The sequence below is a fragment of the Vibrio sp. LQ2 genome, from assembly GCF_023920125.1.
In the GTDB taxonomy this organism is placed as follows: domain Bacteria; phylum Pseudomonadota; class Gammaproteobacteria; order Enterobacterales; family Vibrionaceae; genus Vibrio; species Vibrio fluvialis.
Map to the genome: position 1 here is coordinate 2,993,608 of NZ_CP085308.1, position 13,613 is coordinate 3,007,220.

Annotated in this window: 10 protein-coding genes; 8 read left to right on the forward strand and 2 right to left on the reverse strand. The window is 54.8% G+C overall.

Annotation, left to right across the window (positions count from 1 at the left end; genetic code table 11):
• The first annotated feature begins 236 nt into the window (after positions 1–236).
• The 6 genes from LGV68_RS14030 to LGV68_RS14055 all read left to right on the forward strand — a co-directional run bounded on the left by LGV68_RS14030 (position 237) and on the right by LGV68_RS14055 (position 7,430).
• Complete coding sequence (locus tag LGV68_RS14030) at positions 237–2,336, forward strand: TonB-dependent receptor (RefSeq protein ID WP_252535497.1); 2,100 nt, start codon at positions 237–239, stop codon at positions 2,334–2,336.
• Positions 2,337–2,520: 184 nt separating this feature from the next.
• Positions 2,521–3,420: a Fe(3+) dicitrate ABC transporter substrate-binding protein gene (locus LGV68_RS14035; protein WP_289781533.1), complete on the forward strand. Its 900-nt coding sequence runs from the start codon at positions 2,521–2,523 to the stop codon at positions 3,418–3,420.
• Positions 3,420–4,421 (forward strand): iron chelate uptake ABC transporter family permease subunit, encoded by a 1,002-nt coding sequence (locus tag LGV68_RS14040; RefSeq protein ID WP_222820238.1) that lies wholly within the window; start codon positions 3,420–3,422, stop codon positions 4,419–4,421. The genes LGV68_RS14035 and LGV68_RS14040 overlap by 1 nt, the downstream gene beginning before the upstream one ends.
• Positions 4,418–5,380 (forward strand): Fe(3+) dicitrate ABC transporter permease subunit FecD, encoded by a 963-nt coding sequence (fecD, locus tag LGV68_RS14045; RefSeq protein WP_020430141.1) that lies wholly within the window; start codon positions 4,418–4,420, stop codon positions 5,378–5,380. The genes LGV68_RS14040 and fecD overlap by 4 nt, the downstream gene beginning before the upstream one ends.
• 3 nt (positions 5,381–5,383) lie before the next feature.
• The gene (fecE, locus tag LGV68_RS14050; RefSeq protein ID WP_143683043.1) at positions 5,384–6,151 is read left to right on the forward strand and encodes a Fe(3+) dicitrate ABC transporter ATP-binding protein FecE; all 768 of its coding nucleotides are present in this window, start codon (positions 5,384–5,386) and stop codon (positions 6,149–6,151) included.
• Positions 6,152–6,344: 193 nt separating this feature from the next.
• Positions 6,345–7,430, forward strand: a complete 1,086-nt coding sequence (locus tag LGV68_RS14055; RefSeq protein WP_238834991.1) for a phosphotransferase — start codon at positions 6,345–6,347, stop codon at positions 7,428–7,430.
• A gap of 66 nt (positions 7,431–7,496) precedes the next feature.
• On the opposite strand, the gene LGV68_RS14060 is transcribed toward LGV68_RS14055, so the two are convergent.
• Positions 7,497–8,423, reverse strand: a complete 927-nt coding sequence (locus tag LGV68_RS14060) for a LysR family transcriptional regulator (protein ID WP_252535500.1) — start codon at positions 8,421–8,423, stop codon at positions 7,497–7,499.
• Positions 8,424–8,541: 118 nt separating this feature from the next.
• Between LGV68_RS14060 and LGV68_RS14065 the strand changes: the two genes are divergently transcribed.
• Positions 8,542–9,300 (forward strand): SDR family oxidoreductase, encoded by a 759-nt coding sequence (locus LGV68_RS14065; RefSeq protein ID WP_024375041.1) that lies wholly within the window; start codon positions 8,542–8,544, stop codon positions 9,298–9,300.
• Between the two features lie 72 nt (positions 9,301–9,372).
• Here the strand turns inward: LGV68_RS14065 and LGV68_RS14070 are convergent, their stop codons facing one another.
• Positions 9,373–10,629 carry an SGNH/GDSL hydrolase family protein gene (locus LGV68_RS14070; protein WP_165879582.1) on the reverse strand — a complete coding sequence of 419 codons (1,257 nt, stop codon included), beginning with the start codon at positions 10,627–10,629 and terminating at the stop codon, positions 9,373–9,375.
• A gap of 736 nt (positions 10,630–11,365) precedes the next feature.
• Between LGV68_RS14070 and LGV68_RS14075 the strand changes: the two genes are divergently transcribed.
• Complete coding sequence (locus LGV68_RS14075; protein WP_238834993.1) at positions 11,366–13,588, forward strand: leukocidin family pore-forming toxin; 2,223 nt, start codon at positions 11,366–11,368, stop codon at positions 13,586–13,588.
• Positions 13,589–13,613: the final 25 nt, after the last annotated feature.

Consider the following 13,613-nt stretch of genomic DNA (forward strand, 5'->3'; position numbering starts at 1 on the left):
GGTAGTTGTTTATTTCGCACCTCAGTGCTTGGGATAAATATTAGATCTAAGTCACATTGTGATCGATAGCAAAGATTGACTGATCATGTTCAAAAAAATTGAATAAATAATGATCAGTTTTATTTTTGGGATAGTTTCCATAGATAGTGCGAATGATGACAAACTATTTGTAATGAGAATAAAACTCAGTTAGATTCCGGTGCCTTGTTCTAACACAACATACATAAGAAATAACAATGAAGGCCCGAGCCAACACTCATTCACTCTTTTTGGCTGTGCTTGCCGGTTTATCCGCGCAGGCTTTTGCAGCCGATGACACTTCGCAAACCAACACGGCGCCCGCCAGCAACGATACCGTGACCGTTTACGGTCGCGCACTGTCGCTCTACCGCGCGCAAGAAACGAGCTTAGCCACCAAAACTCCCACGGCGATTGACGATACACCGCAGTCGATTCAGGTGCTGCCGCAACAATTGATTGAAGACCAAGGCGCGCGTCAGGTGACCGACTTGTATCGCTCGATCAGTGGCGTGAGCCAGTATTCCTACTCTGGCGTGACGTTTCGCGGTTTTCGCCAAGATCAGATTCTTTATGATGGCGTGCGCGGCGACCCGTTCAACGGTTTCGCCATTCCGCAGCTGTTCAACATTGAGCAGGTGGAAGTGCTGAAAGGCCCGTCTTCGGCGGTGATGGGCAGCGGGGAACCGGGCGGCGTGATCAACTATGTGACCAAAAAACCGACCTACGACACCAAACGCCGCGTGTCAGTGACGGGTGGAAATCAAGATTTTGTCAGCGGCAGTGTGGAGTTGTCGGGGCCAGTAACCGACGACAAAAGTCAGCGCTACCGCGTCGCCATTTATCAAGACCACGAAAACCCGTCACGCAACAACACCGATGTGCGCAACCGAATCATCGATTTGGGCTACGCGTGGGACATGACGGATAACACTACGGTGACGGCGCAATTTACCGACATCATTCAGCATTACGGCGGCGCACGCCTGCGTGGTATTCCTACCGATGATGACGGCAACTTCTTGGCTGACATCGACTGGAACGCTAACGAAGCTTCTGACTTTCAGGACTTAGAAGCGCAGGTGTACCAGATGCGCGTTGACCACAGTTTCAACGACTGGTTAAGCGGTGATGTGACGCTGCGTTACTACGAAAACACAGAAACGCAGAAGTATCACGAACCCAACGGCTTGGTGGATACCGATGGCGACGGCGTGGTGGATTGGAGCAAGCGCCAATACCGCGATCAGGTTCGTCACAACAAAGCGGGGTCGGTGACGGCAAACTTGGTGGCGGAACTGGGCGATCATACCGTGCTTATCGGCGGTGATTATTATCGCCTCGACGAAGATTATGTTTATTACCGTGCCAATGTGGACGGCATCAGTCTGACTGATCCGGAATATGGCGCGGATACCTCCAGCTACACGCTGACGCTTGCCAAGCAAACCGATTCGCGTTCGCAGCGTTATGGCGCGTATGTGCAGGATCAGTGGGCGGTGACTGAGCGCTGGAACGTGCTGTCGGGCCTGCGCATCGACGGTTACAAGGACACAATCAACGACATCAAAGCGGGCAGAGAGAGCGATTATACCGGTTCTGGCATGTCTTACCGTTTGGGATCGACGTATCGCATCAACGATCAATGGCATCCGTATGCCGTCGTGGCGACGGGTTTTGTGCCGCAGGATGTGTCTGACCAAGCGGAGTCGAATGGTGGCCCGTTTGATCCGGAAGAGAGCCTGATGTACGAAACGGGTGTGCGCACCTACTGGCTGGATAATGCGCTGAACGTCAATGTGGCGCTGTACCACATCATCAAAGAGAACATTCTGCAAACGGATCCGGACGATGACACGCGCTCAGTAGCCTACGGCAAAGTGCGCAGCCAAGGCGTCGAAGTCGACATGCTGGCGGATTTAACCGACAACTGGAGCGCCAATCTGAGCTACGCCTACAACGACACGCGCGTGAAAGAAGCGTACGACGGCATCAGCGGCACGGTCGGTACTCGATTTGCCAACGCGCCGCATCACCAGCTGGGCGTGTGGACGCGCTATGACATCACCGCCATCGACTCGTCCGTTGGCTTTGGTGCCGATCACGTCAGTGAACAGTACAACCAGAGCGGCCAGACGGTGAAAGCCTTCACCGTGTTTGATGCGTCATGGCAGACCCGCTGGCAGCAGTGGCAGTTCCAGCTCAACGTGAAGAACCTGTTTGATAAGAAGTACGCGGTGAGTGGATTCATCGACCGAACCGGTTCCTTCCCGGGTGAGCAGCGTCGTCTCTACCTCACGGCGAGCTACGATTTTTAAGTGTGACGATCAGGTCCGGCATCCGCTGGACCTGTTTCGTTTTGAGCGTGGCTCAGTCCGTTTAGTGATGGAATATGAATAATTCTCAATAAAATTTGCATTCATTTTGTGAGCTAAATCATTACAATCACCGATGGCGATGCGGCCGATGAATGTTAAATCCCAATCAAATAGGTAATGAAAAATGAAATGGTGTCGATGGATTGCGCGCAGCGTTGTGCTCGTCAGTGGCTGTCTGAGTTTGATGGCCTCGGCTGTAACCGTGACGGACAGTCACGGTGAATTCACCTTGAATCAGGTGCCACAGCGCATTGTTGCGCTGGAATTTTCTTTTGTGGATGCGCTGGCCGCGGTGGATGTCAGTCCGGTGGGCATTGCGGATGACAACGATCCAAGTCGATTACTGCCTGCGGTGAGTGCAAAACTCGGCCAGTGGCAGTCGGTCGGCACGCGCTCTCAACCGAGTCTGGAAGTGATTGCGTCTCTGAAACCGGATCTGATCATCGCGGATGTTGATCGTCACTCCGCGGTGTATCGCGATTTGTCGAAAATTGCGCCGACGCTCTTACTGCCTTCGCGTCGCGAAACTTATGAAGATAACCTTAAATCGGTGGCGATCATCGGCAAAGTGATCGGTAAAGAGGCCGAAATGCAGCAGCGTTTAGCGCAGCACCATCAGTTGATGGACCACTACGCGGCGCAGTTGTCTGGCCTGAACAATCAGACCGTGCAATTTGGTGTTGCGCGTGAAAATGACTTTTATGCGCACTCGGCCGAATCGTACGCAGGTGGCGTGATTCATGCGCTGGGACTGGCTGCACCAACTGGGCTGAAAAATGAAAATGCGTCGCGCCAAATCAGTTTAGAGCAATTGTTGGCACTCAACCCGAACTATCTGGTGGTCGGCGATTACACCGAAAAGAGCATTGTCAGCCGTTGGCAGAAACAGCCGCTTTGGAATGTGCTTAGTGCGGTGCGAGCCAAGCAGGTGCTGCATGTGGATGGCAACATGTGGGCGCGCTGCCGCGGCATTCTGGCCGCGGAATACATGGCGGCGGATCTGGTGAAGTTGGTTCAATCCTGATGAGGTTGACGCCATCGATTCAACGAACGGGCGTGGTGATCACGCTCGTTGTGTTTCTGTTTCTCGTCGCCTGGTGCGCACTGTTTGCTTACTCGGCGGTGCCGGTGTCTGCGGCGGATGCGCTGACGGCACTGTGGGCGCCGAATGAGCAGGTCATTGCGCATGTGATTGTGCGCGATATTCGCCTGCCGCGGGTGCTCGATGCGGCTTTGGTTGGCGCCAGTCTGGCAGCGGCCGGCACGTTGATGCAGGGACTGACTCGCAACCCGCTGGCATCGCCCAGTTTGTTTGGAGTGAACGCAGGTGCGGCGCTCGGTATGGCGCTGGTGACCACAGTGTTTGCCGCTTCATCGTCACTCAGCAGCCCGCTGGCTGCGATGATCGGCGGGCTGAGCGCGTGGTGCTTGGTGATGATGCTCGGCGGCGCGTGGAAAATGGGCTCTGAACGCGGGCAACTCGTGCTGGCGGGGATTGCCATCTCCGCGTTGTGTAGTGCCTTGACCAAAGCCAGCGTGATTCTGGTGGAAGATCAGGCCGCCAGTGTGATGGCATGGCTGGCGGGCTCGTTTGCCCATGTGGAATGGCGCACTTGGCACATGAGTTGGCCGCCGCTGTCGCTGGCGCTGGTACTCAGTATGTTGCTGGCTCCGAAAGTGAATGTGCTGGCGATGGGTGATGAGCGGGTGAAAAGCCTGGGCGTGAACCTAACGCTGCTGCGCGTGCTGGTGGGGCTGGCGGTGTTGGTGCTGGTTGGCATCAGTGTCAGCACGGTCGGCGCGATTGCCTTTGTGGGGTTGATTGTGCCGCACATGGCTCGCCTTCTGGTCGGTTACGATCACCGAATTTTGCTGCCGGTGGTGATGCTGCTGGGCGCCATGCTCACGCTCGGCGCCGATATCATCAGCCGCGCGGTGGTGTTTCCTACTGAAACACCCGCAGGGGCAGTGTTGGCGCTGATTGGCGCGCCGTGTTTCCTCTATCTGGTGAGGAAAAAGCAATGAATCCGATCCGTAAAACGCAACTGATTCTGTTGTGCCTGTTGGTGGTTGCGGCTTTAGCTAATCTGAGTTTGGGCGCGGTCAATCTCAGCACGGCGCAGGTGTGGGATGGCCTGTTTCAAGGCAGCGAACATTATTTCACCATTCACGACTATCGCCTGCCCCGCGTGTGGATTGCACTGCTGGTGGGGGCGATGCTCGCCACTGCGGGCGTGTTGATTCAAGGCGTGATTCGCAACCCGCTCGCCTCGCCGGACATTCTTGGCGTTAGCCATGGCGCAGGGCTTGCAGCAGTCGCGCTGATGACGTTGTGGCCGACCCTCTCCGTCTATTGGTTACCGGCAGCTGCGCTGGCAGGCGGGTTGGCCTCGGCGGTGGTGCTGGCGCTGGTGTGCGGTGGCCAAACCGCGCCGGTCAAACTGGCGATTACCGGTGTAGCGCTGGCGGCGTTGTACGGCAGTGCGATTGACTTTTTGATCCTCACGCAGCCGCTGGAAATCAACAATGCGTTGCTGTGGCTGACCGGCAGTTTGTGGGGGCGCGGCTGGTCGCAACTGACGCTGCTCTGGCCGTGGTGGGTGCTGCTTCCTGTAGTGCTGTGGCTCAGCCATGCGCTGAATCTGCTCACGCTGGGCGATGAACGGGCCACAAGCCTCGGTATTTCGGTCGCTTGGGTACGCGCGGGCGCACTGCTGGTGGCGGTTATCTGGACCTCAGCGGCGGTGGCGGTGTGTGGGCCGCTCAGTTTTCTCGGCTTGGTCGCACCGCATCTGGCGCGGCAACTGGTGGGCGGCCGCCACCAACAGCTGCTGCCGACGGCGATGCTGGTCGGCGCTCTATTGCTGCTGGTGGCCGATCTGATCGCGCGTATCATCCATCCGCCGCTGGAACTGCCCGCAGGGATCCTGACTGCGATCATCGGCGCGCCGTACTTTTTATATCTGTTAATGAGAATGAGATAAGCCATGCGTTTAACCACTGAAAATCTGATTGTCGGCTACGGCAAAGGGCCGATCGTGAACGGTGTGGATGTCGTCATTCCGGAAGGCAAAATTACTGCGTTGCTCGGCCCCAACGGCTGTGGCAAATCCACGTTGCTGAAAACCTTGTCACGCATTCTCCATGCCGAAAGCGGACAGGTGTTGTGGCAGGGCAAACCGATCGAGCAGGTTCCGTCGCGTTTGTTGGCGCAGCAACTGGCGCTGTTACCGCAATCGCAGGAGCCGCCGGAAGGGGTGAGTGTGCGCGAGGCGGTGGCGTATGGTCGCAGCCCGTACACTGGATTCTGGGGTCAGCTGTCTAGCGAGGACAAGCGCATTGTCGAGCAGGCGATGCGGGCGACAGGCGTGGCGGAATTTGCCGACCGCGCGGTGTCGGATTTGTCCGGCGGTCAGCGTCAGCGCGTGTGGCTGGCCCTGACTTTGGCGCAAGATACCGATTTTGTGCTGCTTGATGAACCGACGACTTACCTTGACATTAACCATCAGGTCGAACTGATGAAGCTGATGCGCCTGCTCAATCAGCAGGGCAAAACCATTGTCACCGTGCTGCACGACATCAATCAGGCGTGCCGCTATTGCGACCACCTGATTGTGATGCAGCGCGGGCGCATTGTTGGCGAAGGGGCACCCAGCGACGTGATGACGCCGCAACTGCTCGCCAGCGTGTTTGAACTGGATGCGGAAATTCACCGCGATCCGATTGCTGGCACGCCTATGTGCATTGTCCGCTGACCTGCGTGTACTCCCCAGTACTTCCCGTTTGAGATTGAGGCCCTGAACCTCGCCCAAGCGGGAACATTTTTCTTGTCTACGCCCCGATGATAGTTCTCCCTCTTTGCTTCTGCGCCCAAGGTTTCAGTTGGGGGTAGGATGCTTTTTTCACCCGATCGCGCTGCAATGGCAGCGTGACATCAACGAGGTGAACATGAACGCAAGACAACAAGCCCAACAGCACTTTGATCAAAGTGACGCACCGCTGATCGTCGGTGACGTGAGCCACTGCCCGTTGCCGCCGGAGCAACTGGCGACATTAAACGCCGATTCGCCATACGTGGTTGAGGTGATTGGTTCTGGCTTGACTGCGGAGGTGTTTCACCTGCGGGTTAACGGGCGGGATTACAACCTGAAAAAACGCCGCCACACGGCCAAAGTTGCCAATCTGGATGGGCAATATTCGTTTCTCAACGAAGTGCAGCGCAGGCGAGATTTTGAGGCACTGAAAGCAAATCCGGCCACCGCGCCGCGCTTTGCCCATATTGTGCCCACGCTCTATGCGGATTATCGGTTGGGCATTCTGCTCTCGCCGTGGATTGACGGACAACACATCCAAACGCTGACGCCGGATTTGATGGAGCAACTGTTGGTGACGCTGGAGGCATGCGAAGCACAAGGTCTGATGGAGTGGGATCTGTGCGGCGGGAATATGCTGGTGGACAATGACGGTCAGCTGTGGCTGTTTGACTTTGGCTACATGTACCCGTTTGATCCGCTGCGCGAGTTCAACAGCAACGGCACACAAGACCCGATGTTTCATGCGGTGGAACGTTTTGAAACCCGCTTCTTCTTTGGCTGGTTGCTGTCAAACGCATTGACAGAGAACCAGCAACTGACTCTGTTCCGCCAACTGAAACAACGGGCTGTGGCGAGTTATCAGCGCAAAGTGCATTGGCTACACACCCAGCAGGCGACTTCACAAGTGCTGGCGCATTACCGCCAAATCATTGAGCGTTGGCAAACGGCGCTGAGCAGTGAACACGCGTTAGCTCATCTGTTTCAACTGGAGGCGTTCCGCTCTCATGTACTCGATATTGAAGACGATCTGCACGGTCAGTCGTGCACGCCGCTGACCCTGAAACGCATCGATTACGTGCTGGATGTGATTGTGAACGATTACCCCAATATCGCGCAACATGGTGGGCTGTTTTATGCCAATCACGGCAAATCAGCCACGCAACTGGCGAATGATTATCAACGCAAGCGCGAGCTGGCGCAGCAGTATCAGCTTCGTTAGCCCAGCAATTCGTCAACTTGGCGATGGGTTGGTTCAGAGCGCCGTTTGCGCCGCGCAGCCCGCTGACTAATCATGGCGGGGCTCATCATGAACGGACTGCAATTTGTGCTGAATCAACGCCGTCATCCAGTCCATCAAAACGCGGACCCGCTTGGCCAGATGTCGGCGGTGCGGATAGAGCAGGTACACGGGCAGCGGCTGACAGGTATAATTTGCCAGCACTTCAACCAATTGACCGCTGGCGACCAGCTTACGCACGCCCGATTCCGGTGTTTGAATCAGCCCGATACCCGCCAAACACGCGGCGGTGTAAGACTCGGCATTGTTGACCGTCAGCGCGCCCGCCATGTCGATGGTGCGCAACTGCTCGCCATCCCAGTATTCCCAACCGTCCGGCTGACCGCCGAGATTTTGCGCGTAGTGCACCAGTTGATGGTGCGATAAGTCATCCGGCGTTTGCGGCTCGCCATGGCGCGCCAGGTAGTCGGGGCTGGCATAGGTACGTACCGCCATGTCACACACCTTACGTGCGATCAGCGCCGAATCACTCAACAACCCTGCACGAACCACAAAATCAAACCCTTCCCGCACCACATCGACGCGGCGATCGGTGCTGCTCAGCTCCAGCTGAACACCCGGATGCTGCTGCAGAAATTCGGCCAGATGCGGCACGACCACGCCTTTTGCCATTCCCGTTGGCATGTCGACCCGAATGCGCCCGCTGAGCTGCTGCTCCGTCTGGACGAATAAGGCATCGAGTTCTTCAAATTCAGCCAGCAGATCGAGGCAACGCTCATAGTAGGTGCGCCCGTCAGGCGTTAAAGACACTTTGCGTGTAGTGCGCTGCAAAAGGCGCGCACCTGCCTGCGTTTCAAGCAGTTGGATGTGATTCGAGACGCTGGCTTTCGGCAGCCCTAACTCTTCGGCGGCGCGGCTGAAGCTGGCAAGCTCCGCAACGCGCACAAAGGTGTGCATGGCAGTCAGGCGATCCATGGATGGCTCCTATTATTCATTAATGATGAACAGTGTAATCAATTTATCGCTGTTTATCCTGATTCTGTTGGCTAATAAGCTGTGTTGACTGTAACCCAACACCAAAAAGGAAACTCCAATGGATTCTCGTATTGCTTTGATCACGGGTGCCAGCCGTGGGCTGGGCCAAAATGGCGCGCTGAAACTGGCCAAGCAGGGCGTGGATATTATTCTCACCTACCACAGTCAGGCCGAGCAGGCGCAGCAAGTGGTGGCAGCGATTGAAGCGCTCGGCCGCAAAGCGGTGGCTATTCAGCTCGACACAGGCAACATCAGCGAATTTGAGCCGTTTGTGGCCGAAGTGAAGCAGGTTTTAGCCACACATTGGCAGCGTGACGATTTCGATTTTCTGGTCAACAATGCCGGCATTGGTATGGATGCCAGCCTGACCGACGCCAGCGAAGCGCTGTTTGATCGCCTGTGCAATATTCATTTCAAAGGTGTGTTTTTCTTGACGCAGGCGCTGGTTCCATTACTGCGTGACGGTGGCCGCATCCTCAACGTCTCCACCGGCCTGACCCGTTTTGCCATGCCGGGCAAAGGGGTGTATGCCGCGATGAAAGGAGCGATTGAAGTCTATACCCGTTATCTGGCCAAAGAGCTGGGCAGCCGGGGGATCCGCGTTAACGTTCTCGCGCCGGGGGCGATTGAAACCGATTTTGGCGGTGGCGCGGTGCGTGATGTGGAAGCGATCAATGCGCTGGTGTCGGCCAATACCGCGTTGGGTCGCGCGGGGTTACCGGATGACATCGGCGGCGTGATGGCGTCATTGCTGGTCGGCGATACCGGATGGATTCAAGGCCAGCGCATCGAAGCGTCCGGCGGCATGTTTCTGTAATCGCTTATTTGTTGATGACATTAAAAAAGCCCCGAGCGATACGCTTGGGGCTTTCTAATTACAGCGCAGTGATTAACGCGGGAACTGCGCAACACCGGTAGCCAGAATGTGGTCGGCGATGTAGCGATGCGTTGCCGTGGTTGGGTGAGTCACATCCCAGAACACAAAACGGTCTGAACCGGATGAGGCACACTCGGCTGCCAGAGCATGCGTGTAGAGATAGTCCGCCGCAGAGCTGCGCTGAATATCAAGACATGGCGCGCTGGCATTATCAAAGCCGTGCGCGGCTGGGTCGGCGATCATCTGATCAAACAGCGTGTAGGCGTCAAACAGCGAAATGTTGATGCCCTGCATCTGGAAGTAACGTGCCTGCTCACGAATGAACGCGTTCATGCCAATCACTTTGGCGCGCACCTCGTCGATGTGTTCCTGCGTTGAATATTGGAACTGCGGCGCGCGCGTGGCATCCGGCAGAGTCAACAGCACCAGATTTTTCGCCCCGGCTTCCACCAGACGAATCAGCGCTGAGCTGTAATCTGCTTTGACGTCTGCCAGCGAACGGTCGTAGTTCATAAAATCATTCAGACCGAATTCGAGTGTAAACAGCGTGTTCTCCGCACGGTAATTCGGCGCCATCTCCATGTAGGTCAGGTAGGAACTGACCTGCTCATTCACGCCGGTCAGCGCCCAGTATTGATTTCGCCCCGCCGCACCGCCCACGGCCCAGTTGTAGAGGGGCAGCCCCAAACCTTGCGCCAGATACTCGGTCCAGACAAACCCGTTTGAGAAGTGGCCGACAAACCAGGAGTTCGGGTTCGGGAAGCGCCATTGCGAGGCGTTAAAAATGTTGCCCGTGTCCGATAGGCTGTCACCAAAGGCGATCACCTTGTTGATTTTGCTTGGCGCGTTGGCGACATCGTTGCTCCAGATGGTGTGGTTGTAGGAGAAACGGGTATCGGCCGCGGCATAGGTGATGTCGGCAGTATCGTGGGTTAACCCCAACGTCTCTGCACAGCGCTGCATGATGGTATCGGGCTGAGTATCGGTATAGAACATGTTTTTGTAACTCACGGAGGACCACCAATAGCCGTCAATGGTGAAATCACTGCCGTCCGCGTTCTTCGCCCACTCCCAGGTGGTGTAAGGATCATTATGCGTCGCAGCCGGACGATACCAGCAGCGAACATAGGTGTACGTCAGACTGCCCAGCGTCTGCGCGGAATCCGCTTCGGACGGCGCCATGAGTGGCGCTGGATTGACGTCGTTTGCCAAGACTGCTGGAGACACGGCGCTCAGGCTCGCGATCAGCAGGGAGAGTTTTAATGTCATAGTGTCTCTTCTTATTTTCTACGTTGTTTTCCCGACTCCGTTTTGGACGCACTCGCCCGTGCAACGAAAAAGGGAAGTTAGCCACTGACTTTCTGGTCGGAGGTGTTCAGTGCGGAATATATTCATACCGCCAATGCAATTGAAAGCATAAACCGTTGAGCTTGGAAGTAAGATCATGTCTGAATGTGAATTCAGTCACCGGAATTCATTTATTCGGATAGAAACTCAACGTTTATTTTTTATGGGAAAGATATGGATGAGGAAATATTAACAATAATGAAAGTAAGCTGAGTAATTTAATTATTTCTAAATTAGCCGAATAAAAATAAGAAAATGATAAAACAATAATAACTAAATTAAATTTTGATTAAATATTTATTTTCATTGTTAGCATGTTAAACAAATCTGTTTAAATCGCCTACAAAGCGTGATCTTGTGCGATGCTTTTTGTTAATAAGCTTTATTTGTCGTGCACTTCCTTATATTGATCACCTTGGCGTCACCAGATTTACCCCATCTTTGTAGACCTGAACAGCCTTTCTGCGGTTGTGGCGCTAACGTTTACTCACTCGACGAGTAAGTTTACTAACCAATTGAATAATAAAATCTAGCCCTCTGTTCTGAGCGGCTTGGAGCGGTTTCCTATTGTCTGTCGACAAGGGGAAAGCCTGTAAATAATAAACCATTCCACCTGACGTTATTTCGTTAAGTAGAATGAAAATAATAAAGGGCACCTATGCTAAAACTAAATTCTTATGCAGCAACAACGTTGGCGTTATGTTCACTCTCTGCGAGTGGCAATGTATTTGCCGATATTCACGACCCTGTAGGCGCAGCGGTATCTATTTTAAGTCAGGTTTCTGATTCGAGTCAGGTCAATTATTATAACGCACAATATTGGCAGGCAAACGATACCGATATGCCAACTCTGGCGCAATTACGTCAATTCGTTGTGCAAGAGAAACAACGTATTTTGATGGATTTCAGCCAGATCGAAAATAGCGAAGAGCGCGCAGTGATGCAGGCGCTGTTTCGTCAGCAATATGGTATGAGCTTTTCGAGCCTGTTCGTCTTAGTGACCGAACATAAAGGGGAACTGCTGTTTACGCCGTTTGATACGGCGGATGACGTTAATCCCGCTTTGCTGGAAGCGCCGGCCGCCAAGCGAGTGCGCCGATCGCTGTCGGACACTCAGCGCGTCAGTGGTGGTGAAGCCAATACACTGCCGCATGTGGCGTTCTACATTAACGTCAACCGCGCGATCAGCGACGAAGAGTGTACCTTTGATAATTCCTGGTTATGGAAGAGTGACAAAGGGCGCCGCTCATTCTGTCACGACGCCAACATCTCCCTGATTTATCGCGTCAATCTGGAACGTTCGCTGCAATATGGCATTGTCGGCTCGGCCACACCGGATGCGAAAATTGTCCGCATCAGTTTGGATGATGACAGCACTGGGGCGGGCATTCATCTCAACGATCAGCTGAGTTACCGCCAGTTCGGTGCCGATTACGTGACGTTGGATGCCTATTTCCGCGAATGGTCGACCGATGCGATTGCGCAGGATTATCGCTTTGCCTTTAATGCCTCCAACAACAAAGCGCAGGTCCTCAAAACATTTCCGGCCAGCAACGTCAACGCCAATTTTGAGCGCAAAGAAGTGTCCGGGTTTGAGCTGGGTGTGTCAGGTGGCGTGGAAGCCGACAGCAAAGGGCCGAAAGGCAAGCTGGAAGCGCGCGCGAGTTACTCGCAGAGCCGTTGGCTGACGTTTAATACTCAGGATTACCGTATTGAACGCTCCACTAAAAACGCGCAGAACATCAGCTTTAGCTGGGCGCGTCAGCAGTATGCCACCGCGGAGTCGCTGCTTAACCGCTCCACCGATGCGCTGTGGGTCAATACCTATCCGGTGGATGTAAACCGCATCAATCCGATTGGCTACGCCAGCTTCGTGCCGAAAATGGACGTGATTTACAAAGCCTCACCAAGCGAGAGCGGTTCGACCGAGTTTGTGATTGATTCTTCAGTCAATATTCGCCCGCTCTACAACGGTGCGTACAAACACTACTATGTCGTCGGCGCGCATCAGTCGTATCACGGTTTTGAAGATACGCCGCGTCGCCGCGTGACCAAATCCGCCAGTTTTACCGTGGATTGGGATCATCCGGTATTTACCGGTGGTCGCCCGGTGAATCTGCAATTGGCCAGCTTTAATGATCGCTGCGTCACGGTGCAAGCTGACGGCACGTTGACGGCCAGCACGTGTGACAACCAAACCGCGAGTCAGTCGTTCATCTACGATCAACTGGGCCGTTATGTGAGTGCGCTCGACACCAAGCGCTGTCTGGACGGCAATGCGTTGGATGCGCTGCAAGCGTGTAATCAGAGCCTGAGTCAACGCTGGGAGTGGAAAGAGGACAGTGACGAGCTGACTAACGTCTACAGTGGCGAAACGCTGGGGCACGATACGGCAACGGGCGCACTGGGCTTGTATGCCTCCGCCAGTGAAAGCGTCAGCCTGCGCACCATCACCGCGTACACCGATGTGTTTAACCAGCAACAAACTTCGCCGGTATTAGGGCTGGCGGTGGGTCAGCTCAACTCACAACCGTTGAGTGCTGAGGGAACCCTGTTTGTGCGCTCGGGGGCGGCGATCGATGCGCTCGGCACCGCAGAAGGACTGATGGTCGGTGGCAGCGGCGGATCGCTGAGCCAGATTGACCTGCGTCAGGTGCAATCGGTGGTCGCTACTTCGGGCGATTTTAACTACGGCGGACAGCAACTGCTGGCACTGACGTTTACGTACCTTGATGGCAGCGTGCATACCGTCGGGTCAAAACAGTACGGCACCAATCTGCATGATGATCGTTTTGATTTACCGGCGGGCCAGTCGGTCACGGCGGTTAAAATCTGGGCCGACAACTGGTTGGTCAAAGGGCTGCAACTGGAGCTGAATTAAGTGAGAGCTGAACTCAGTCAATTCT

Excerpts from the sequence above, each read along its gene's own strand:
- LGV68_RS14040 (WP_222820238.1), top strand. The coding sequence starts at position 3,420 with ATGAGGTTGACGCCATCGATTCAACGAACGGGCGTGGTGATCACGCTC.
- LGV68_RS14060 (WP_252535500.1), bottom strand. The coding sequence starts at position 8,423 with ATGGATCGCCTGACTGCCATGCACACCTTTGTGCGCGTTGCGGAGCTT.
- LGV68_RS14070 (WP_165879582.1), bottom strand. The coding sequence starts at position 10,629 with ATGACATTAAAACTCTCCCTGCTGATCGCGAGCCTGAGCGCCGTGTCT.
- fecE (WP_143683043.1), top strand. The coding sequence starts at position 5,384 with ATGCGTTTAACCACTGAAAATCTGATTGTCGGCTACGGCAAAGGGCCG.
- LGV68_RS14055 (WP_238834991.1), top strand. The coding sequence starts at position 6,345 with ATGAACGCAAGACAACAAGCCCAACAGCACTTTGATCAAAGTGACGCA.
- LGV68_RS14030 (WP_252535497.1), top strand. The coding sequence starts at position 237 with ATGAAGGCCCGAGCCAACACTCATTCACTCTTTTTGGCTGTGCTTGCC.
- fecD (WP_020430141.1), top strand. The coding sequence starts at position 4,418 with ATGAATCCGATCCGTAAAACGCAACTGATTCTGTTGTGCCTGTTGGTG.
- LGV68_RS14035 (WP_289781533.1), top strand. The coding sequence starts at position 2,521 with ATGAAATGGTGTCGATGGATTGCGCGCAGCGTTGTGCTCGTCAGTGGC.
- LGV68_RS14065 (WP_024375041.1), top strand. The coding sequence starts at position 8,542 with ATGGATTCTCGTATTGCTTTGATCACGGGTGCCAGCCGTGGGCTGGGC.
- LGV68_RS14075 (WP_238834993.1), top strand. The coding sequence starts at position 11,366 with ATGCTAAAACTAAATTCTTATGCAGCAACAACGTTGGCGTTATGTTCA.